At 44.7% G+C, this 19,277-nt stretch carries 23 protein-coding genes and 2 pseudogenes; 9 read left to right on the forward strand and 16 right to left on the reverse strand.

Annotated features, from left to right (window positions below; translation table 11 throughout):
• Positions 1 to 91: 91 nt before the first annotated feature.
• Positions 92 to 1,081 carry a GlxA family transcriptional regulator gene (locus tag VPX56_RS00505; protein ID WP_326469240.1) on the forward strand — a complete coding sequence of 330 codons (990 nt, stop codon included), beginning with the start codon at positions 92 to 94 and terminating at the stop codon, positions 1,079 to 1,081.
• Here the strand turns inward: VPX56_RS00505 and VPX56_RS00510 are convergent.
• Positions 1,078 to 1,515 (reverse strand): hypothetical protein, encoded by a 438-nt coding sequence (locus tag VPX56_RS00510; RefSeq protein ID WP_326469242.1) that lies wholly within the window; start codon positions 1,513 to 1,515, stop codon positions 1,078 to 1,080. The genes VPX56_RS00505 and VPX56_RS00510 overlap by 4 nt on opposite strands.
• A gap of 114 nt (positions 1,516 to 1,629) precedes the next feature.
• Between VPX56_RS00510 and VPX56_RS00515 the strand changes: the two genes are divergently transcribed.
• Positions 1,630 to 2,085 (forward strand): acetyltransferase, encoded by a 456-nt coding sequence (locus VPX56_RS00515; RefSeq protein WP_326469244.1) that lies wholly within the window; start codon positions 1,630 to 1,632, stop codon positions 2,083 to 2,085.
• Here the strand turns inward: VPX56_RS00515 and VPX56_RS00520 are convergent.
• On the reverse strand, positions 2,075 to 3,112 hold the full coding sequence (locus tag VPX56_RS00520; protein ID WP_131634641.1) for a virulence RhuM family protein: 1,038 nt from the start codon (positions 3,110 to 3,112) through the stop codon (positions 2,075 to 2,077). The genes VPX56_RS00515 and VPX56_RS00520 overlap by 11 nt on opposite strands.
• 79 nt (positions 3,113 to 3,191) lie before the next feature.
• Positions 3,192 to 3,512 carry a SymE family type I addiction module toxin gene (locus VPX56_RS00525; RefSeq protein WP_131634642.1) on the reverse strand — a complete coding sequence of 107 codons (321 nt, stop codon included), beginning with the start codon at positions 3,510 to 3,512 and terminating at the stop codon, positions 3,192 to 3,194.
• 136 nt (positions 3,513 to 3,648) lie between these two features.
• Here VPX56_RS00525 and VPX56_RS00530 point away from each other — a divergent pair, with 136 nt between their 5' ends.
• From VPX56_RS00530 to VPX56_RS00540, 3 genes are read left to right on the forward strand one after another with little or no spacing between them, the layout of a single operon-like run.
• Entirely contained in the window at positions 3,649 to 3,840 is a 192-nt protein-coding gene (locus tag VPX56_RS00530; protein ID WP_131634643.1) for a toxin-antitoxin system HicB family antitoxin, read from the forward strand.
• A gap of 40 nt (positions 3,841 to 3,880) precedes the next feature.
• Entirely contained in the window at positions 3,881 to 5,524 is a 1,644-nt protein-coding gene (locus VPX56_RS00535; RefSeq protein ID WP_131634644.1) for an AAA family ATPase, read from the forward strand.
• Between the two features lie 10 nt (positions 5,525 to 5,534).
• Positions 5,535 to 6,419: an HNH endonuclease gene (locus tag VPX56_RS00540; RefSeq protein ID WP_131634645.1), complete on the forward strand. Its 885-nt coding sequence runs from the start codon at positions 5,535 to 5,537 to the stop codon at positions 6,417 to 6,419.
• 168 nt (positions 6,420 to 6,587) lie between these two features.
• Here the strand turns inward: VPX56_RS00540 and VPX56_RS00545 are convergent, their stop codons facing one another.
• The 8 genes from VPX56_RS00545 to VPX56_RS00580 form a co-directional block, all read right to left on the reverse strand.
• On the reverse strand, positions 6,588 to 6,908 hold the full coding sequence (locus VPX56_RS00545; protein ID WP_326469250.1) for a TA system toxin CbtA family protein: 321 nt from the start codon (positions 6,906 to 6,908) through the stop codon (positions 6,588 to 6,590).
• Between the two features lie 33 nt (positions 6,909 to 6,941).
• Entirely contained in the window at positions 6,942 to 7,307 is a 366-nt protein-coding gene (locus tag VPX56_RS00550; RefSeq protein WP_326469252.1) for a type IV toxin-antitoxin system YeeU family antitoxin, read from the reverse strand.
• A 31-nt stretch (positions 7,308 to 7,338) separates the two neighbouring features.
• Positions 7,339 to 7,560: a DUF987 domain-containing protein gene (locus VPX56_RS00555; RefSeq protein WP_023315134.1), complete on the reverse strand. Its 222-nt coding sequence runs from the start codon at positions 7,558 to 7,560 to the stop codon at positions 7,339 to 7,341.
• Positions 7,561 to 7,568: 8 nt separating this feature from the next.
• Positions 7,569 to 8,039, reverse strand: coding sequence for a RadC family protein (gene radC / locus VPX56_RS00560; RefSeq protein WP_032294514.1), 471 nt, complete (start codon positions 8,037 to 8,039; stop codon positions 7,569 to 7,571).
• 69 nt (positions 8,040 to 8,108) lie between these two features.
• Entirely contained in the window at positions 8,109 to 8,930 is an 822-nt protein-coding gene (locus VPX56_RS00565; RefSeq protein WP_044599778.1) for a DUF932 domain-containing protein, read from the reverse strand.
• A 692-nt stretch (positions 8,931 to 9,622) separates the two neighbouring features.
• Positions 9,623 to 10,462, reverse strand: coding sequence for a hypothetical protein (locus VPX56_RS00570; protein ID WP_023334630.1), 840 nt, complete (start codon positions 10,460 to 10,462; stop codon positions 9,623 to 9,625).
• Between the two features lie 59 nt (positions 10,463 to 10,521).
• Positions 10,522 to 10,956 carry a hypothetical protein gene (locus VPX56_RS00575; protein ID WP_023334629.1) on the reverse strand — a complete coding sequence of 145 codons (435 nt, stop codon included), beginning with the start codon at positions 10,954 to 10,956 and terminating at the stop codon, positions 10,522 to 10,524.
• Between the two features lie 356 nt (positions 10,957 to 11,312).
• Complete coding sequence (locus VPX56_RS00580; protein WP_326469256.1) at positions 11,313 to 12,692, reverse strand: hypothetical protein; 1,380 nt, start codon at positions 12,690 to 12,692, stop codon at positions 11,313 to 11,315.
• A 336-nt stretch (positions 12,693 to 13,028) separates the two neighbouring features.
• On the opposite strand from VPX56_RS00580, the gene VPX56_RS00585 reads away from it, so the two are divergent.
• The 3 genes from VPX56_RS00585 (at position 13,029) to VPX56_RS23055 (ending at position 15,103) form a co-directional block, all read left to right on the forward strand.
• A complete protein-coding gene (locus tag VPX56_RS00585; RefSeq protein WP_023334626.1) occupies positions 13,029 to 13,232 on the forward strand; it encodes a helix-turn-helix transcriptional regulator in 204 nt (67 codons plus the stop codon).
• Between the two features lie 347 nt (positions 13,233 to 13,579).
• Positions 13,580 to 14,617, forward strand: coding sequence for a YagK/YfjJ domain-containing protein (locus VPX56_RS00590; RefSeq protein ID WP_326469258.1), 1,038 nt, complete (start codon positions 13,580 to 13,582; stop codon positions 14,615 to 14,617).
• 363 nt (positions 14,618 to 14,980) lie between these two features.
• The gene (locus tag VPX56_RS23055) at positions 14,981 to 15,103 is read left to right on the forward strand and encodes a putative zinc ribbon protein (RefSeq protein ID WP_439196569.1); all 123 of its coding nucleotides are present in this window, start codon (positions 14,981 to 14,983) and stop codon (positions 15,101 to 15,103) included.
• A gap of 314 nt (positions 15,104 to 15,417) precedes the next feature.
• Here the strand turns inward: VPX56_RS23055 and VPX56_RS00595 are convergent, their stop codons facing one another.
• Complete coding sequence (locus VPX56_RS00595; protein ID WP_326469260.1) at positions 15,418 to 15,975, reverse strand: OmpH family outer membrane protein; 558 nt, start codon at positions 15,973 to 15,975, stop codon at positions 15,418 to 15,420.
• Between the two features lie 49 nt (positions 15,976 to 16,024).
• The gene (locus VPX56_RS00600) at positions 16,025 to 16,375 is read right to left on the reverse strand and encodes a hypothetical protein (RefSeq protein ID WP_326469262.1); all 351 of its coding nucleotides are present in this window, start codon (positions 16,373 to 16,375) and stop codon (positions 16,025 to 16,027) included.
• Positions 16,376 to 16,435: 60 nt separating this feature from the next.
• Here VPX56_RS00600 and VPX56_RS22975 point away from each other — a divergent pair, with 60 nt between their 5' ends.
• Positions 16,436 to 16,525 (forward strand): hypothetical protein, encoded by a 90-nt coding sequence (locus VPX56_RS22975; RefSeq protein ID WP_456077555.1) that lies wholly within the window; start codon positions 16,436 to 16,438, stop codon positions 16,523 to 16,525.
• Here VPX56_RS22975 and VPX56_RS00605 read toward each other — a convergent pair.
• From VPX56_RS00605 to dgcJ, 3 genes and pseudogenes are all read right to left on the reverse strand, one after another.
• Positions 16,486 to 16,788: pseudogene (locus VPX56_RS00605) on the reverse strand (Rpn family recombination-promoting nuclease/putative transposase); the annotation flags it as partial. The gene VPX56_RS22975 and the pseudogene VPX56_RS00605 overlap by 40 nt on opposite strands.
• A gap of 92 nt (positions 16,789 to 16,880) precedes the next feature.
• Positions 16,881 to 17,452 (reverse strand): annotated as a pseudogene (locus VPX56_RS00610) (recombinase family protein).
• Between the two features lie 104 nt (positions 17,453 to 17,556).
• Entirely contained in the window at positions 17,557 to 19,074 is a 1,518-nt protein-coding gene (gene dgcJ, locus VPX56_RS00615) for a diguanylate cyclase DgcJ (RefSeq protein ID WP_326469264.1), read from the reverse strand.
• Between the last annotated feature and the right edge of the window lie 203 nt (positions 19,075 to 19,277).

Below are 19,277 nucleotides of genomic sequence, written 5' to 3' on the forward strand. Positions count from 1 at the left end.
TGCTTGATTTAAGGTTTAAACATTACCTTTGAAATATAAAAAGCAGCCCGCGTGTTGCGATAATGTAATTTATATTAAATTTGGCAAGATAATGAAAACAGTATTTGAACCTTTCGGCGACGGCATACCCGCGCCGAAAAAACGGCTGCATATAGGGTTGCTGTTATGGCCGCACTATTCACTGCTGGCCGTATCAGGATTACTGGAGGCGCTGCGGTTTGCAGCGAAAACGCAAAAAGAAATATCTCTCAAGATCAGGTTGATAAGTGAGTTTCCCGATGTGCCAATTACCAGCAGTACGGGCGTGAGCATCAAACCTGAGTCCGCACATGCGCCACCCGATTCGTTTAACTATATTGCGGCCATCGGGGGGAGCCTGGAGCATCTTAATCGCGGTTACGGTGGCGACAGAGAGTATCTCGCTCATGCGCATCAGGCGCGAGTTCCGCTGATAGGCATTGGTACCGGCAGTTTTGTGCTGGCGCAGGAGGGGTTTCTCAACGAGCGACGGGCCTCGGTGCATCCTTATCATCTGGACACGTTTCGACAGCGTTTTCCGCAGGTCTACGCCGAACAAGGCTATGACTTTATTGATGAAGGTGATGTGGTGACCTGCCCGGGAGGCATTTCAACCATCACGCTGGCCACCGAGCTGATTCGCGCCCATGCAGGGCGTGACGCGGCCAGCGCCGCCTGCCAGCGGCTGTCGCTTGTGCCAAATGAGCTTGCCACGCCGCGACCGGCCAACGTCTCCCTTATCCCCGACTCGCGGCTGCGCCGCGTGGTCATGCTGATTGAGCAATACCTCACGCGTCCGCTCAGCACGGCCGGTCTGGCAAGCGAAGTGGCCCTGAGCGAGCGGCAGCTTAACCGCCTGTTTAACGCTGAGTTTGGTAAAACCACCCGAGAATTTATCCGCAGCGCCCGGCTGCGCTATGCCTGCTGGTTATTAAAAAACTCGCAGCGGAGCGTAACCGATATCGCCCTGCGGATGGGCTTTAGCGACTGCGCCCATTTCATTCGTCATTTCCAGACCGAATACGGCTGCACGCCGGGCGTCTGGCGCGCGTCGCAGACTTAGGTACACATGTAATTAAACGGACCCGGTGGGCAGGGACGCAGCACCGCGTTGATGGCGTCAGTTTTCAGCGTATACATCCCGCCAAAGAACGGATCGACAATCAGCCAGCCCGGCACGCCGAGGAAGATAATATTCCCCAGGGTGTACCAGTGGCTTAAACGCGTTTCCAGCGGCACGATCAGCGAATAGTATCCCTCCTGTTTTACCGTGAGCGTATATTCACGCTTGCCGAAGTAGCTCCCGTCAGATTTTTTAAGGATCACAGACTGCGGCGTTGTGCCCGTCTTAATGATTGCGCCGCTTTGATCCGCAATGATAAAGAAGGCGTGAGTCGGCTGGCTTTCGATGTTAACCGTCTCGTCGTTATTGCCCACAATGGCCGCGCAGCCGCTGAGAAATAGCGGTAAAAACAGCAGGAAGGTGAATTTTTTCATTTATATCGCTCCGGTGACTTACCAAAGCAAAGCGACACCTTTCGGGTGAAAATTAAGCGTGCTATCCGCAAAGAGTTGCTTGTATTAATGTGGTTTTTCAAACATGATCTTCCCATGAAAATTGAAACCGCAGTCTCTTCACAATTTGAACGTCTCGTCGCGATCTGGGAATCCTCCGTCCGCGCCACGCATCACTTCTTACGGGAAAGCGATATCGCTGCGCTGCGCCCGTTATTGCTCAACGCCTATCTGCCGAATCTTAAGGTCGTGATTGCCCGCGATGATGCTGGCGTTATTCACGGCTTTATAGGTGTTGATGAAAAGCGCATTGAAATGCTGTTCGTTGACGATGCGAGCCGGGGCAAGGGCGTGGGTAAGCTCCTCCTGAATTACGCTATTTCGGAGTTTGGCGCGAATGAAGTAGATGTGAATGAGCAAAACCCGCAGGGCGTCGCGTTTTATCGGCATATGGGGTTTGAGCAGGTCGGGCGCTCGGAGCTTGACGGGCAGGGTAATGCGTTTCCGCTGCTGCATATGAAGCTGGGCAGGAATACCGGGATTAGCGCTTAGCCTGCTTATCCCATTTTAATAGGCCGACGATATCTTTTTCACCTTCGGCTTCTTTCAGCAGGCGCTGCTTATTTTCATACTCAATGTATTCTGAGCACGCCTTTTCATCAGCCGCTTTCTTGCTGATTTTGCCTGCTCCTTCTAAAACGTCCCGATCGTTAAATTGAAGGAACTGATCGAGCTTGGTTTGCCAGTCTTCTAAAAATACCTGCTTACGGCGTTTGGCCTGATCTTCGGCAAAATCGAGCCACATATTAACGACGCGATTAAGCTCGCTCACTTCATCCTGAGAAAGATAATTTTTTGCGGTGGTGACATCGCTTTTACGGACTTCTTCGCCTTTATAGCTGGTCAGCCCCATATGCGGTTGCGTGGCGTCCACACGCTGGTGAATCAACTCAGCAGCGGTATGGCCCGTGCAAGCAAAATGCAGCTTATTCTGAATGGTCTGGAAGAATTGCGTAGTTTCTTTAAGCGACGGCTGATAGTCAGCGGCTAACGCAAAAATCTCCCTCACGCGAAGATAGACCCGGCGTTCGCTGGCCCGTATATCGCGAATGCGCTCCAGCATTTCATCGAAATAGTCAGGTACGGCGGAAGATCCGACAGGCGGATTTTTCAGGCGCTCGTCGTCCATAACGAAGCCTTTTACCAGATATTCCTGCAGCGTTTGGGTGGCCCACTGACGGAACTGTGTACCTCGCGTGGATCGGACGCGATAGCCGATGGCGAGAATGACGGGCAGACTGTAGTGAAGTGTGTTGCGATTGACCTTACGCTGACCTTCTTGCTGAACTTGTAAGTAAGCCTTACAGGTTGCTTTTTGTTCAAGCTCACCTTCTTCGTAAATTGCCTTAATATGCTGAGTAATGGCTTGAGGAGTGACCTGATAAAGAGCAGCTATAGCTGCTTGCGACAGCCAGAGCGTTTCGTATTCAAAGCGACATGTGATGCGAACAGTTCCGTCATCGCTGGCAAACATAACAAATTCACCTGCTGGAGATTGGATTACGTCTTTATCTGCCATGTCGCCTCTCATTTTGAGCGGTTAACCTTATCAGCTCGTAGTATGCCAGAAACAGCCGCTAAGCCAGGTGGTTTGTATTTTATTTTGCGAGGCGCTTTCCAGGATGCTGAATTTGAATCGCTGCAAGCGCATCCTCTAGCTCAACGAGCTTTGCCTTCGTCCGTTTATAATCATCCTGCAACCGCTGCTCCTGCTCGTTATACGCCACCAGAACGATGCAACCCTTCATCACCTTTACCGTAACTTGATGCCCGGTATCAAACCCCGCCGCGCGCAGCCACTTGCCGGAAAGGATGATTTTCGGCGTGGATTTGTCGAAAACATTCGGGCGGTATCCCACAATTAACGAACGCTCGGTTCCGGATTGGTCGGTGTCTGGGGTAGAATACGAATCAGCCATAATCAACTCCTTGATAGTTGGTGAGGTTAGCTCTCGTCCGGTATTGCGAGTACCGGGCGAGGGCGTTTCAATTTGAGGTTATCGTATGTTAAGGTACGTACCTCAATGAAGATATCTTGCTCTTGTAGGTACGTACATGTCAACAGCTAAACGTGACCCTAACAAATCTAAATCTGGCAAAGCACCGACGTTTCAGATTCGTATTACGCCTGAGTTGAAGGCGCAATTTGAGGCTGCAGCAAAAGATGCAGGGATGAGTTTGGGGAATTGGATAAAAACTATTGCTAAAAATGAATTGATTAGGAAAGGTATTGTTCCAAAATTATAATTAGATATTAATGCTTTTTATAAAATGTTAAGGATAATGAATGAAAATTTATTTTTCCAATTGGTATGGGTTTGAATATTATATAGGTCTGCACTTTCTTCCTGATAATTTAGGATATCCTGAGAAAAAAGGAAATAAAGAAGGTGGTTTGGCTATAAACTTCCAATTATATTATGTGAAATCTAAGAATTTAGCAAAAAAGATTGGAAATGTAATGGTATTATCTCCAGACAGTCGAAATATGAGGGAGTTTTTCGAACAGGAAGGTAACCATATTGAAGGGAATAAAATTTACGAAGTGACAAAACTTTTTCGACCCAAAATGATAGTATCAATGCCGAATAACATTGAATATTACAAGGCTATAGCCAGTCTTTTTGAAGAACAACAAGCAATATATATTTTAAAAAGATTGTGTGATGTTAGTTACTACAAGGATAATTTGAATCTCTATAAAAATTGGTATGGGTTTACTAGCCGTTTTTATAGGGATAATTCAAGCAGTAAGTCTATACTTAAAAACGGCACAAAAATTGCCATGGGTAGTTATGAGATTAATGGGGTTATTGAAATCGCATTAAATGATTTAGGCGATTCTTTTGAGCCATTTACTCTTTCATTTAATAAATTGAATGATATACCTAGAGATATTAATCTTATTATAGGTAAAAATGGGTTAGGAAAAACACACATACTTAAAGAGGTTTGTGATGTCATAACTGGGTTAAAATCAGCAAGATCTAAGCCATTGTTTAATAAATTAATCGTAGTCTCTTATTCTCCTTTTGAGAGTTTCAATACGAATAGAGAGTTATCTGAACTTTTATCTGTTAAATATGGTTTACAAAACCCGATAAATATCCATGACAATCCATTATCAATAAATGATTATACTTACATAGGCTTCAAGAATGTTGAAGGGCAATTTGATAGAGAATGGCCGACTTCGTTTTCAGCCAAATCTATTTTAAACTCTATTGAATATGACAGAGATGTAGCGTGGTGGGCGGAAGGTGGGCAAGGAAAACTTAAAACGATTTTTTCAACACTCTCATTATCAATGAAATTTGACACCATAAGATTTAAAACTATAAAAAATAAAAATATAGATGTAACTATGAGCGGTGACAAAATTAATTTTAACAATGAAGATGAAGAAATTAATTACCAAGCAGGAGCCAGTTTTCTAAATAATGGGGAAGAATTAAAACTAAGCTCTGGTCAACAAATTTATTCTTTTATGATTCCATCAATAGTGTCAGAAATTCAAGATGAAACATTAATTATCATAGATGAGCCTGAACTTTATTTACATCCAGCATTAGAGATCGGGTTAATTGAAATGTTGAAAACTATACTTAAAAACAGAAAATCATATGCAATTATAGCTACTCATTCTTCATTGATAGCAAGAGAAGTTCAGAGAAATTGTGTTCATGTTTTAAAAGAAGCTACCTTTGGCACGATGATTGATCGTCCTAATATAGAAACATACGGAGAATCCTTAGAAGAAATAATTGGAGAGATTTTTGATGATTATTCCATAAAGAAACCATATCAACATGAGATTGATGATATTATGGATGAAAAGTTAAGTCTTAATGAAAATTTGGATAAGTTATCGCATAAGATTGGTGACGAAGGGTTGGTATACTTAGCTTCTAAGATAAACAGTTCTAATTAAGGTAGTGCAAATGAAAATTATTAAAGCATTACTGACGCAGGACGAGAAAATATGGTTGAATTTAGGCCTTGCTTGTAAGAAGGCTAGAGATGTCTCATTACCTACATTAAAAAAAGAAATATGCGAAAAATATAATGATTATGTTTATATTGTCAATGGGTTGGATAACAATCTTCCCGAAAGTATGTTTTCATCTGAAGCAAATAGCGACCTAAAAAAACATTTTATTGATTTATACAACTATCCCACTTCAAGGCTCAAAGAGCTTTTGATTTCTAAAAGACGTGAGCATGCATTGACATCTTGCCCATACTGTGGAAATCCAACTATTCCGGATACATTAGACCATTTTATACCAAAAGATAAGCTTGCTGAATATTCTATATATCCAAATAATTTAGTTCCACAATGTCGGTCATGTGCACCGATAAAAAGTAATAAATACTTTTCCCAAGAAAATGATTTAGTTATGTTTGCCCATCCATTTTATTCAACACTTCTTGATAATGTTATTATAGAAATAATTTCTTCACTGGATGAGGGTAAGGTTACTTTTCAGGTGAAATTTTCAACTAGAACGGATAATGTTCAAGAACAAAGAGCGATTATATTGCATATAATATCTCTTAAAGTTAAAGAAAGAATCCTCGTTTATTGCGATAAAGAAATAAAAAAATGGATTAGGAAGTTAAAAAATACAAACTTCAATATTGAGCAAGTTCTCCATGCACGATATTCGGAGCATGATTTGCATGAGGCACGAAGTAATTGGGAGTTTGTACTTTATCGTTCACTTTTGGAAAATGATTCCGTAATGCAATATCTAAAGTCCATCAGCCCTGATGAGCAGCAAAACCAAAGTGACGACAGAGAGTTGATTACTTTGAATATTTGATTAAAAACTAATTTTTAATTAGTTAATAGAGAGAAAATCTGGCGGAGATCACAGGAGTCGCATTTGGTGATTAATCATGTTGAATTTATTGATTATTTTCCTATGCGGTTTACTGATATGCCCCCGATTATGCCCCCACATGTTTTCCTTAATGATCAGTTGGCTGATTTATGAGCGTTTCAAGCCAAGGTTGAACTGTGCCCGATGAACATCCAAAGATGTTATCCAGGGTTCTTGATCCTGCCAGGAGAAATCCTTCTGGTCAATGCGCACCAGCTCGAATCGTTCCACAAGGAAATTAACAGCATCAGTAAGATTCACTCCAGCCTCTATATGTTCCTGAATCGTCATATCGTTACTGAACGGTGTGTCGTTGATCGTGAGGCCGTAATGATGCTCTAAAATATACGTTAATAGTTTTTGCCAAACTTGGACAGGAGACAGGCGTGACGAAACCGTCACCGTTGCCGGTACAGTTGAAATATGCATGTGTTGAGTCCCTGATAAAAGAAGAGGAAGGTGTTATCTGGTTAGAGCTGACTGGGGATATATGGCAATGTAAACGTAGCCATGAGAGCCGAGAGTGTCAGCTTCACAAGTAAGTCCGTTGTGATGCCGTGTGACGCAGTGCTGGCTGCGAGCATCAAGCTCGCCAGCCGTCAGCATCCGCTCAAGTTGTTTCATCATCAGTGGAAATGCCTGGTCCAGACGCAAAGCTTCATCGTCACTGAATGAGCCATTAAATCCTGCCTGGTCAGCCAGAAAGTATAGGCGGTTGCCTTCCTGTACCAGGCGAGCGCCGAAGCATGGCGTGATATTACGTTTTAAACCCCACTGAAGGCAGGATGCGTTCTCCGCCGATGTGCCGGATAAGGTGGTCGACTGCATTAATATATTCCTTAATGACTGAGTGGGTAGATTAGTTCACTGTCACGCTGCGCAGAATGGCGTACGGGCCTGCCCGGTCCTGACGACGTTCAACAAAAACAGCGAGAACGCCGCTGATATCCTGAACTTCACGTCCGTAGTAATGGCAGACACTGCCATGCCACTGGTAGTGACCTGTACAGAAGGCAGATAACTTGGATTCGGGATGCTGACGATAAATATGCATCGCCTGGCGCTTACTGATAATTTTCATTCTGCACCTCATAACAAGCCACATTCAGCAAAAGACACCACTTCGTTCCCGACCACAAGATGATCCAGCACACGCACTTCCACCAGAGCCAAGGCTTTAGCAATTCGCTGAGTGACATGTTTATCCTGCTGGCTGATTTCTGTCGTGCCGGACGGGTGGTTATGCGCCAAAATGACCGCAGCAGCGTTATGTTTCAGGGCTGATTTAACCACTTCGCGGGGATGCACTTCGGTATGGCTGAGCGTGCCGGTAAACAGTGTTTCTCGCTCCAGCAGGCAATGCTGATTGTCGAGATACATTACGATGAAGACTTCCCGTTCCAGGTGAGCCATCTGCAGTTGCAGCCAGGTTTTTGTAAGGCTGGTAGAGGTAAATGACTCACTCGGTTGACGCTGGTATTTCTCCAGCAGACGTAATGCTCGCTGGATGACTCGCTGCTCGTTTGCAGGAAATACCGGGGATAAATTGATCGTAGACATGGTTGCTCCTTAGAAAGAAAAGCCCTTCCGAATCTTCGGAAAGGCGTTAAGGGAAAATAGTGGAAGAGATCATGAAGCAAGCTGCAGCATATTCTCAGCCATCACCCAGAGGGCCCGGTTGAGCTTCACATCACCGTCAATACCTTTCACTGCTCGGGTATGGGCGCGCTTTCCTTTGGTTGTTCTCCCCGATAGCCCGCCTTTAATCAGGTTTTCCTGAATGCGCTGATAAGTGGTCCACAGGTCGTTACTCTCATCCTGCCAGCGGCGTGGGGAAAGTATCTGCGTCTCTGTCACCGGTTGGTGCTCCTCACCGAAGCGATATGTCAGCGCCGCTTTCGCCATAGCCTGCTGAGCGGGCGGCGGCAACAAAAGCGACTGCATGGAATCGCGTTTCTCTTCTACGCGGTCAAATATTCCCAGTACTTCGTAGGCCCCTTCGATGACTTTCTCTACTACGTTGCCTTTATGCGGCACGCGTACTTCGCCAAAACTCTCACCGCAAATCAGCCCATTTTGGCAAACTGCTCTGAATAACCCCGGTAGCATCTGATATGAGCTGGAGCCGTCGTGGCTGTTCAGCAGAATAATTTCGGGAACCTGTTTGCCAGTAATCTGGCCTTCACGACGCAGGCGCAGCATGTGCTTCGTATGCTCTCGTTTGCTCTGGTCGCGGACTCTGGTTTGACACGCGAAGAATGGCTGGAAGCCTTCACGTTGCAAGTTATCGAGAAGGGTAATTGTCGGGATGTAGGTATAGCGATCACTACGGGATTCATGCTTTTCTTCGCTGAAGACACTGGGCACATAATGGGCTAGTTCGTCGCGAGTTAACGGGCGGTCACGACGAACAAGGTTGACTGCACCAAAGCGGCTGGCTAAACGGGTCATAGTTGATTCCTTTTAAATCGGGCATAAAAGCTACTCCAGTAGAGTGGCATTGGATGGAAGATAAAATGTTCAGGGAGAGGCTGGTGGCTGGCTCTGCTGTGGCGAGAGTTCTCTGTCAGGTAATGCCGGTGGTATTAGCTTTTCGGCCTGGTGATGTTGTAATCGCTGCAGAATAAAGGGTTTACTGTACTGGAAGTATCGAAGACACCACTCGTATTTAACGACTCGCCTTATGTTCAGAGGTAAGCGTTCATACGCTTTGCTGCACACCGATAAAACAAAGGCATCATCATTGATTCTGTCCTCTGCTATTGCAGCCAGCCCTTTGATAAAGGAACGCTTCAGCTTTTGTCGAGAGTTAGCTTCCTTGCGAGCTTCGGAAGGTGATAGTACGTCTGGTACAGGTGTTAGAACACAAACCGTGTTGCCTGATTGGGACTTTTCAGGCAAGCGTGGCGAGTTTTTTTATGAGTCTTATCAGGCTATAGGTCATCAGGCTGGCTCCCATTGTCTGGCATACGACCGACTTACTTCTCAGCAGAGTGAGGCCTGCTACGCTGAAAACAACGGGCCAGGTCAACCCAAATGATTCTGCATCTGGCGTTGTATCGTCCGGGGATTTTTTAGTTTTCATAGGTTGATCCAAAAGGCGTCCGGTATCGCAGGAAGCTTATACCGGACTAGAAGAGTAATTAGGGGAGATCGACTGAGGCTATTTCCTCAGAAGCGTTTGTGGGGCCACTGTAAACGCCGACATATTCATTTTGAGGGAAGATAATTACTGCATTTTTCTTCGGATCAAAAGAGCAACCTCTTAATCCTGCAATTGCGGCGGTTTTCCCGGAGCTTGTGTTTTTGACAATCAGTTTGTTGTCTGCACAGTTGCTGGCTTTAACAAAACTCACCACATAACCGTCCTGCTCTGCGACGGTTTCAGCGGTCGTTGATTTTGGCCCAGAGTTACGTTCTTTCTGCCCGCTTGCCCGATCGCTGCTATAAGGAATATATTGCGCAGCATCATTCCGCATGGTCGGTGGATCATTGTTCAGAACAAGATATACAGGACAACCGGAGGCACCCACCTCGCAGCTCTTTTCGACGATAGCACGTGACGGCCAGCCTTTTGTGCCGATGTAGGCAGCACCGGTTTCATCCAGGCAATAGGTTTCCTCCCATGAGTAATTTTTATTCTGACCCGGCATAGTGCGGGTCGTTACGAGACAAGTCAGAGCCTTAACCGGTTTACTGTCGTAGCGGATAAAGTTCTGTTCAAGCGGTGATGCTGCGTACAATAAAGGAGAGATATTCGCTGCAGCCGCCTTGCTCTGTGCCTCCGCGCTGAAACCAGCTTTATTGTTGAGTTTTACGCTGACTGCCGCATCGTTCATTTCGCGAAGCATTTCACCACCGCCATCTGTCAGAAAGAACGTGTAGCGTTCTGGATGAATATTACCGGGAATGGTGATGGCAAAGCTGAAGGCCGGGAGCGAAAGCGTACAGAGTAAAATAAGGCGTGAAATGAATGTCGCCATATAAAGATATCCTTACTGATGATTAACAATGCGGGAGCATGAGCTACCGGATGGGGTGGTTAATGGCTGATGCAGTCTTCCCAGTTAAGACCCTCCAGAGCTTCCCTGAGCCCTGCGGTATTGAAGGGGTGAGATACGGATTTATTCATCCGGGTGATTTCAATTTGCCCATGGCTGTCTGTGTTTTTGAGCGCTATAAAAGCCGCCTCATTCGGAGGGTAATGAACTGTATTGATATTGATTCCCATAGTTTCTTTCCCATTATCTGGTATATACATTGGCTCCTTATCTGACCCGCTGTAGCTCACTATCAAATGACTGTCCCGGCAGGTGAGCGTCATACGCTCTCCGGCGCTATTGTCGGCGTTAAGTTCAAACTCCATCGCATTGACAGTGCCAAACCAGTTGCCCCATTGCTGCTCCGGGCCCATTGCATGCACAGCACCACTGAACAATGCTGCGCCGAAAAGAAATGAAGGGATGATCTTCAACATAGATATTCCTTACTGTGTGTTTTATAAGCGGAAGTGGGCCTTTTTTGCATAAAAGGCCACTTGATCGTATGCATTTGAGAGGAGATGGGATAATCGTTAATACAGATCAGTTTTACGCAATTGATCGTTATTAACTATAATAAAAACGATCAATGCCAAGATATTAATAGTTTTTACCTATCGTGCGTTTGGTTTCGATCGGTATAACAGATCAATGTACAGAAGCCATACCGGTAATACATACCGGCGTGGCATCATACAGGTAATACAGGCATGAAATAATCTGGAATGCGCAATAGAATCAATTATACTGAATGTTACCGGCGTCTCAGTAGACATCCCAGGAAATATAATCGTTAATAAGGCAGCCACATAAATGGATGATTGCCATCGTATTTATCGTCCATGTTTTCATCAGCTGGAAGGGGACTGCTTTTCTCATTCAATGCCCCCATGGCCTCCGTGGGTGTTTTTTCATGGGGTAATTCCACACAGGGTTGCGTTGCAATTTGACTGACAGGGACGTTATTATCTTCCGGCACTCTATTTTCAGATGACACCTTCGATTTCTTCTGGCTTCGGTACTTCTTCCTGGCGTTCCTGCCTTCCCACGCTTTATTGAATCGTTTTATAAAATCACTGTCTTTATGATACCAGCATGTGTAAAGGCAACGAATGATAAGGCATTTCTCTGCATTAGAGGCAGGTTTAAGATACGGCATTAAAGTAGCTGTATTTATATGCACTGAACTTTCGATCATATTTTTAAGCGGGCCATCAGCATTATATTCATAATGCCTCACAATGGAAGGATGATATTGAGCAAGCTGAGTTAATGTTGATGCCGGGTACTGTTGCGGTATATATTGAGCAGCCTGAGTCAGTGTTGTTATATGAGGGGAGTGATATATATTTTGATAAGCCATGATAAAATTGCTGTTTTGCGATGCGTTTTGGTAGCTACTCTCTTGCCTTTCTTTCTCTGACTCTTTATTTTGTTTTCTTTTTTTTGCGCCTTCCTTGATTTTGGCTCTGTCTTTTTGAAAGTACTTCCAGGCCCATTCACACTTCTCTTTTTCTTTTTTATTTAAAGGAAACTTATCTTTGTAGATATACAAACGATACCATTCTGTTCTTATGGTATTCATCAGCTCAATTTTGCCCTTTAAACCGGAATCACAACGATCAAAAAAATCGGTGATGGTGAGCATTCGTTCTGTGTGATTTGCAGGGTACTGGATAAGATTGAGTTGATCATAAGTTAATATTTGAGATATGGGTGGATTGCCATAAACCTGTGCATCATGAAGAGTAGAGAATAATGAAGGCATCTTAATATTTATTGTTCTTATCACCAGCCAGACATAATAGCATGCATCCGGACAGTTTTTTATCCATGCAAAATCACGTGAAGGTATGAAGCGCTCATTAACATTCATTCGGATAGCTCTGATGAATCCATTTGCTATTTCAGGATGATAAAATGAATGTACAGCTGTGTTAATTACTCTGGATGCCTGTCGGTTATCCAGAGAATAAAGGTGGCTAATGTTTAATGAATTAACAGAAGGTTTTAAATGATAATTTAATATCGCAGACTCATACTGGTAAAACCACCTGTAAAATCTTAACTCCCTCTCACTTTTTAATTTTACAACTGACTCATTCCTGCTCATTCGATTCCCCTCACTCACCGTATACGTTTCCCATCCCTCAGCCACTCGTGTGTCAGTCACAGGGTGTTTCATGGCGTTGACTATAGCAAATTCATAGGGAAAAACGTAGGTGTTAAATCATCTGAAGTAGCTATGAATACTGAGTTTAATGCATGAAAAGTGAAAATTCATACCCTTCAGGTATGCTGGAGTAAAGTGATGGATGTGAGCGCAACGCGCAGCATCCAAAAGAGGGAGGAGAAGGTTGTGGACCGGCTGCACAGCCATGACGTTAAAATATGGCCACTGTTACGTCATTCGCGTCTCCTGTTCATAAAAGTAAAATCTTACATATGCGACCCATGACATGAAAGGATGCCGACCGGTGTCCTCCTGTTACATTTACGGAGACATGTCATGAACACGATTGATATTTACGAAGATAGATTTGTCAGTATGCAGTTTATTACCGAAATGACCGGTTTGTCTGATAAGTGGTTTTATAAAATGGCTCAGCAAGGTAAATTTCCAAAACCTGTAAAGTTTGGCCGCAGTTCCCGCTGGATTGAACGTGAAGTAAAAGAATGGTTTGAAGCCCGCATTAATGAATCGAGAGCATAAAGACAATTAAAGATAGTGATAAAAAGATCACTAACTTCACACCATGATTTTATACTTCCGTGTCTTGTCGCACATGGGTTTCATGTGATTTATAAAGACGGTTTATTTATTATTGTATTTAATGCATTATCAAATGCTCTTTAATACACTCCCACCTATCAATAACACTTCATATAAACATGCGATATCACACCCAGTGTAGCGTCACACAGGTACATTGTGTTATTGCACAAGCATAACCTCTGATATCACTATTCATACTGAATATCATACAAAGACATTCATTCAATAAACACCCTTACATATTGCCAGTCAGCTATTGTTGACTGGCTTTAGAGAAATACATTATGAACTTACCAGAATCAATACTGTTATCTCACGCTGAATATCACATTGAGAATAACAATCCTTATCTCATCATATCCGATGACATTGAATTCAGGTTCAGATTAGAACAACTGGACAGTTGCCTTAAAACTCTCAGCAGAGGACGTAAGTTACCCTTCACTATTCTGTATAACCGTTCAGGATACAAAGAGAGTGCAGAATCAGCCATCATTCTTGATGCCATCCGTTATCTCAATATGTTGCCCCTGGATGCGATGAAAGTACGAATGGCTAATCCACGTATAGCTACATTCCAGCGTTTATTTACTAGCGCCGATTTATATTCTCGTGTCCATAACGGGAAAATAATAGGGGCAGATACCGTAACTACTGCAGAGATGCTGAACAAGTTGATGCAGGATTACCGATTCGCAGTGAGTCAGGCAGGGTTTAAAAAGGCATGCAGAAAGTACCAGAGGGTTTCAGTTAAAAACCTGAAGGGAGTGATGAATTACATCAGACATCTGCAGGAGCGTCATTCCCGCCTGCTGATCTTGCGGGTTGATTTATCATGGGCGAATGAGCATAAAGCGGACATCACTGCTGATGACGCCCGTAAGCATCGCCAGCAGTTATTTCGTAATATGAAAAAAAATCCATTGTTTCGCCATGTTCTCGGGACAGTGTGGAAACTGGAATATGCGCCACAGCGTAAATTTCATTACCACATGCTATTCATCTTAAATGGCAATAAGGCACAACAGGATGGCATGATTGCTCATGCTTTCGGGAGATACTGGAAACAAACCATCACTAAAGGTAAAGGCATCTTCTACAACTGCAACGCTAACAAAGCGCGTTATGAGGACTGCGGCCTCGGCAAACTGGAACGCGGTGACAGTAGTAAGGATAAGGGATTGCTTAAGGCGCTAAGTTACATCACCAAAATAGATGCCTGCGCACGTCTGGTTCTCCCTGGAAATGCCAGGACCTTTGGGCGCGGAGAAGTAAGTTCATTGAAAAATAGGAAGAGAACAAAAAGCAGCCGGGAGATCTAACCCGTTGTACCAGATGCTAATACTTCCTTCCCTCATCTATCCACGAAGCCAGCTAACCATGCTGGCTTTTTTTTATTTGTTCCGGAGTTCATGATGAATTACTTCGTTTTAGCCACTCACGCCGTCACTGTAAATGGTGAATGGGTTACACCAGAATCGGTTCAACAGGTTGATTTTGATTCATTGCATTGTATTTACTGCAAACTGCAGATAGGTGTTCAGTTTGATCCTTTGGCATCTACAAGAACGTTTGTGCACCTGTTGGGGGGTATCAACAATGTTGCTCGGCTTAAAACATGTCGATTTAACAAGCTCCAAATAGCACCAGAACAGACATTGCCAAAAACCATCCCACCTCCTGAAATGCGCCTTCGACCTACTAACACAACAATACGGCAATGGCGATGCAACTGGTGCCACATTTGTTGGCAAGGAGAGAAGATATGTCCTCAATGTGCTGACTGGATTTATACAACTGATGCGTAAGAGGCTGTATCGACTGCTTTGTGCCTATCCGGCAGGAAAAAAATGAGTCTACAGTTTGTCGACTTCAGATACCGGCACAGGTTACGATAGAGCGTCCTGTCCCGCACAAAAATGTAGCAAATTCCGTCAGTGATCATTATCTCCTGATTCAGAAGTCCTTCGGGAGAAATAATGATTGCTTTCAGAGGGGCTAACAATGCAGTGGCACCAAGCGCAAAGTACTGATTGTCAGAAATAATATATACAGAATTCATCCTGAACATCCTGTAAAAAGGCTGCCTTCGGCAGCCTTTTTTATGGTTAATTAACAGTGGTCATCCAGCCGTATGCGTTTCTGCCTGGTCTGCATTTCTTGAATCAGCCTGTTTGAGATTAATTTCAGGCAGTTTTCCAAATGTGATGGTCGCTGTACGTAGCTCATCAGTGATATCCGCAGTAACGTCCATGTCTGCATTCAGGGCCAGAGCGCTTTGTTTCGGAAGAACAGCATCGATACGTTTTTTTTGCTGCCAGCCTGCAATAGTTCTGAGCATGACATTATTCACTATCTGGCGCGCAGAACGCTGTTCCGCCTGCCACTGCATTTCTAGTATCTGCCGATCAGACTGTTCAGCCTGCTGACGATTCTCTTTTTCCATTGAACCGTAATGCGATTCAACTAGTGCAAGCCCTTCTTTCAGGGCACCGTAAACAGCCTGAAGATGCTCCGCTTCCTGTCTGGCAAGACCGGAATCCACCATTACCTTCTGCGTGTCTACAAAACGAATTGTGTTGCTCATTTTACCCTTATCTCCGTTATCACATCCGGTCAGCATCAGAGCCAGCAGTGCAGCCCCCGTGCCCAGTGCGATCCATAAACCTCTTGATTTCATATTCTTTCTCCGGGCGGGGAGCGCCGGCTCCCCGCGCAGTGCTGTACCGTCAGAAGCGGCGGCTGAAGTTCAGGGACATCCCCTGGTCCGATGCACCGTCTTCCTTCCACTGGAAGGCGTTCACCCCGAAGGTGCTGTTCCCCGCATTGTAGTTCGCGCCCACCTGAACCTGGCTGTTCACACCGCCACTGCGCTTGCCGTCATCGATGCTGAACTGCTGACCTTTCACCCCCTCCAGACTTGCCTTACGGGCACTCTTGCTGAAGCCCAGGTTCGGACCGGCTTCTGCTGAGGCCTGTGCACTCCAGCCATTGCTGCCCGCATAGCTGACGCGCAGACCGGCCAACCGGGTCAGCGAACTGCTGCCCTGGCGCATCACACTGCCAACTGAATAACACATCCCTGTCAATACGGCTCTCGCTGTACGCTTACGTACATACGCTGGTATAACGAGAAGCGAATCAAGCTGCCATTAGGTGCAATGAGTCCGGTATCACCAGTGGCAACTTTATGTTTGTCCGGCGTTGACTGGTGCTCGACAAGAACATGAATATATCCGTCGCCGGCTGTGGTTTTCAGGCTGTAGAGGACATCGCTGAAATACTGGCGGAGATCATCCTCGACGAACGAGCCGGATTCCAGCTTCAGCGTGCTGAGATCGCAGACTGTTCGTAACTCTGCTGGCAGGTGGATTTCCATAAAATCTCGCGCAACATCAGGTTGCGTCAGGAACTGCCTGAACGTGGCATCGTGGGGTGTGGGTGTGCTGCTTTTTTCTTCATCAGCCCTGGCTCTAAAAAGTGACCCGGAGATGTTATCACAGCCTGGAAAAGGCTAATATTGGGGGGGGGCGGAATTGCCATTCCTTCAGGGGACTGTTCCGGGGTGGTTCGGTCCCCTCCCCTTTATCCTGCTAACTCCGGGCTGACTGCATCGTAACCTTCATCTATTGTTCTCTTACAGACCCTGATTACTGTCATCTTTGATACGTCAGCGAGGCGAGCTGTTTCACGCAATGATTTTCCGTGGGCCAGACGCAGAGTGCGTATCAATTCATACTTTTGAGTATCTGCCACCCTGCCCCGGTATTTTCCTTCAGATTTTGCCTTATTGATTCCCTCCGCCTGGCGACATCGACGGTCTTCGTAGTCTTTTCTGGCAATAGCGGCGAGCATATCCCCAGCATCATGCCGTTTACGGCCTTCAGCATGCTTCGCGTAAAGTCATCACTTACTGTACTGGATAGCGCCAGATGGCTGGTCGGTAAATCAAAAACTGACGATGGCCAGCTGCTTGTCGGTAATTTGCTTTCTGAGTGTCTCCCAGCCTTCATCACCCAGGCGAGTAAGCCTGTCGACCTGTTCAATGTGAATCACATCACAGGTTCCGCATCATCAAGAAGCCTGATCAGTTCAGGACGGTTCATTGTCGTACCGGAAACATTGTCGATGGAAGTTATTACGGGTAAAGCCGTAATGCTTTTTTATCCTCGCTTCGCTGCGGGGTCTCCCGCGCATCGCGCCTCCCATGTGCCTTCGGCACATAATCACCCTTCTGGGTTTAACAAGCCAAAACATCCATTCACTTTCGGTATTCGTACTTAATACGTTTATGCTTATAAAGCAGTGCATCCGCCTTCAACATCGCAACCTCCAGAGTATCATCCTCACTCATCTGATAGCTTCCCCAGGAGAACACGACCATTTTATCTGTATCGATGGTCTGCAGATAATCTTCGATGCGTGCAATCATATCTCTTGAGCGGTCAATATTATTATCGATTAGAATTAAACAGAACTCATCGCCGCCGAGGCGGAGTCCGTAATCGCTTTTGCGGATAGACTGAGCCAGAGCGATACCCAGAGACTGAATCACCTTATCACCCATATGGTGACCTAAGGTGTCATTAATCCTCTTAAGCCCGTCGCAGTCAATGGCAATCACTGTGACTGGAATATTTCTATCAACAAGTGACCGAATTTTTTGATTGAGTTCTGGTGTGAGCACTTTACGGTTATAAAGTCCGGTCAATCCATCAGTAATATTTTCTCGTGAGAGTAATTCCTGACGGATAAATTGCTTGCGGGCATAGTTCAGCAGCAACCCTGTAGACATGACATAAAGAAGCACCAGCCAGAAAGTCAAAATTAACACGTAAATAGCATCGAGCTTAACGGACAAGGTGTAGTACTGTGTCATTTTTCCTTTATAATTAAGCAGATCCGTCGACTTCAAGATAGGCTTATGGAAAATAATATCATCACCAGTGATATTATCGGTGACATACAAGGAGAGAAACTTCCACAAAACAGGGCGATCATTTGTAATGAATGACATTGCCAGCTCTCGAATATTGACATCAGTAATCAACAACCCTTTTATTTTACCATCAATGTATACAGGATTGATCATACTAATGATATTTCTTTTAGTATAGACATCTTTATATATGTGGGTTACAATTTTTTCACCCTGATTTAAGTCTTCCAGTGCATTATCATCTATGATACCTGCGCCCAGATTATTCGCCAAATTTATTCTGCCTTCATCATCTACCAACCAGTCATTGAATTTATATTCAAAAATATTTAATGTGTGATTGAAATAAATATAACTGTAAACGAGATCTATATAATATCGAGTGCTGTCAAACACGTAGCCCGTATAATTAGAAAAAGAGTATTTTGAAAAGGCGTTAGTTTCGGGTATGTTGATAACAGACAGAGCTGGCACATCCTGCCCCCATGCTTCGCAAGCTGGGTTCCTTGTCTGAAGGGACCCCTCCAGTAAAATGCTCGTTCTCTCCACCAGATTAAACCCTTTCATATCGCCAACAGTTTCAACATATTGGCAGAGCGATTTGCCTTTTTTTTCAGTATTCAGTCCTGATGACATCTGTTTAGAAAACGCGCGAGATAAGCGATAGGCAATATTCTGGTTAATGAATTCTTCATGAAACAGAGCTGATCGTCCATTTTCAGCAATGTAGCCTAAATAGTTTTTAAGTTCCTTAACTTCACGTGCAAACAATGCTGAAAATATTAAAGTTGTGCAGACAATAATCAATATCTTTGCAGTGATATATTTACGTTGTGACAAGATGGTTAATTCCTAATAGGGAGCCCTACTGATCCACCAGTTTACGCAGGGGAGCCTGAAAAGATGATTACTTACGGATTTGCGCCGCGTCGTTTTCAGTCAGACCAGTCAATGTACTTGTTGCAGGTATAGCTTTCGGGTTGAGTAACAACACGGCATCGAAATAGGCCTGATTTGTAAGCTATCACCATCAATTTGGCTAT

It is taken from the genome of Enterobacter wuhouensis (assembly GCF_035835995.1).
Taxonomy (GTDB): domain Bacteria; phylum Pseudomonadota; class Gammaproteobacteria; order Enterobacterales; family Enterobacteriaceae; genus Enterobacter; species Enterobacter wuhouensis.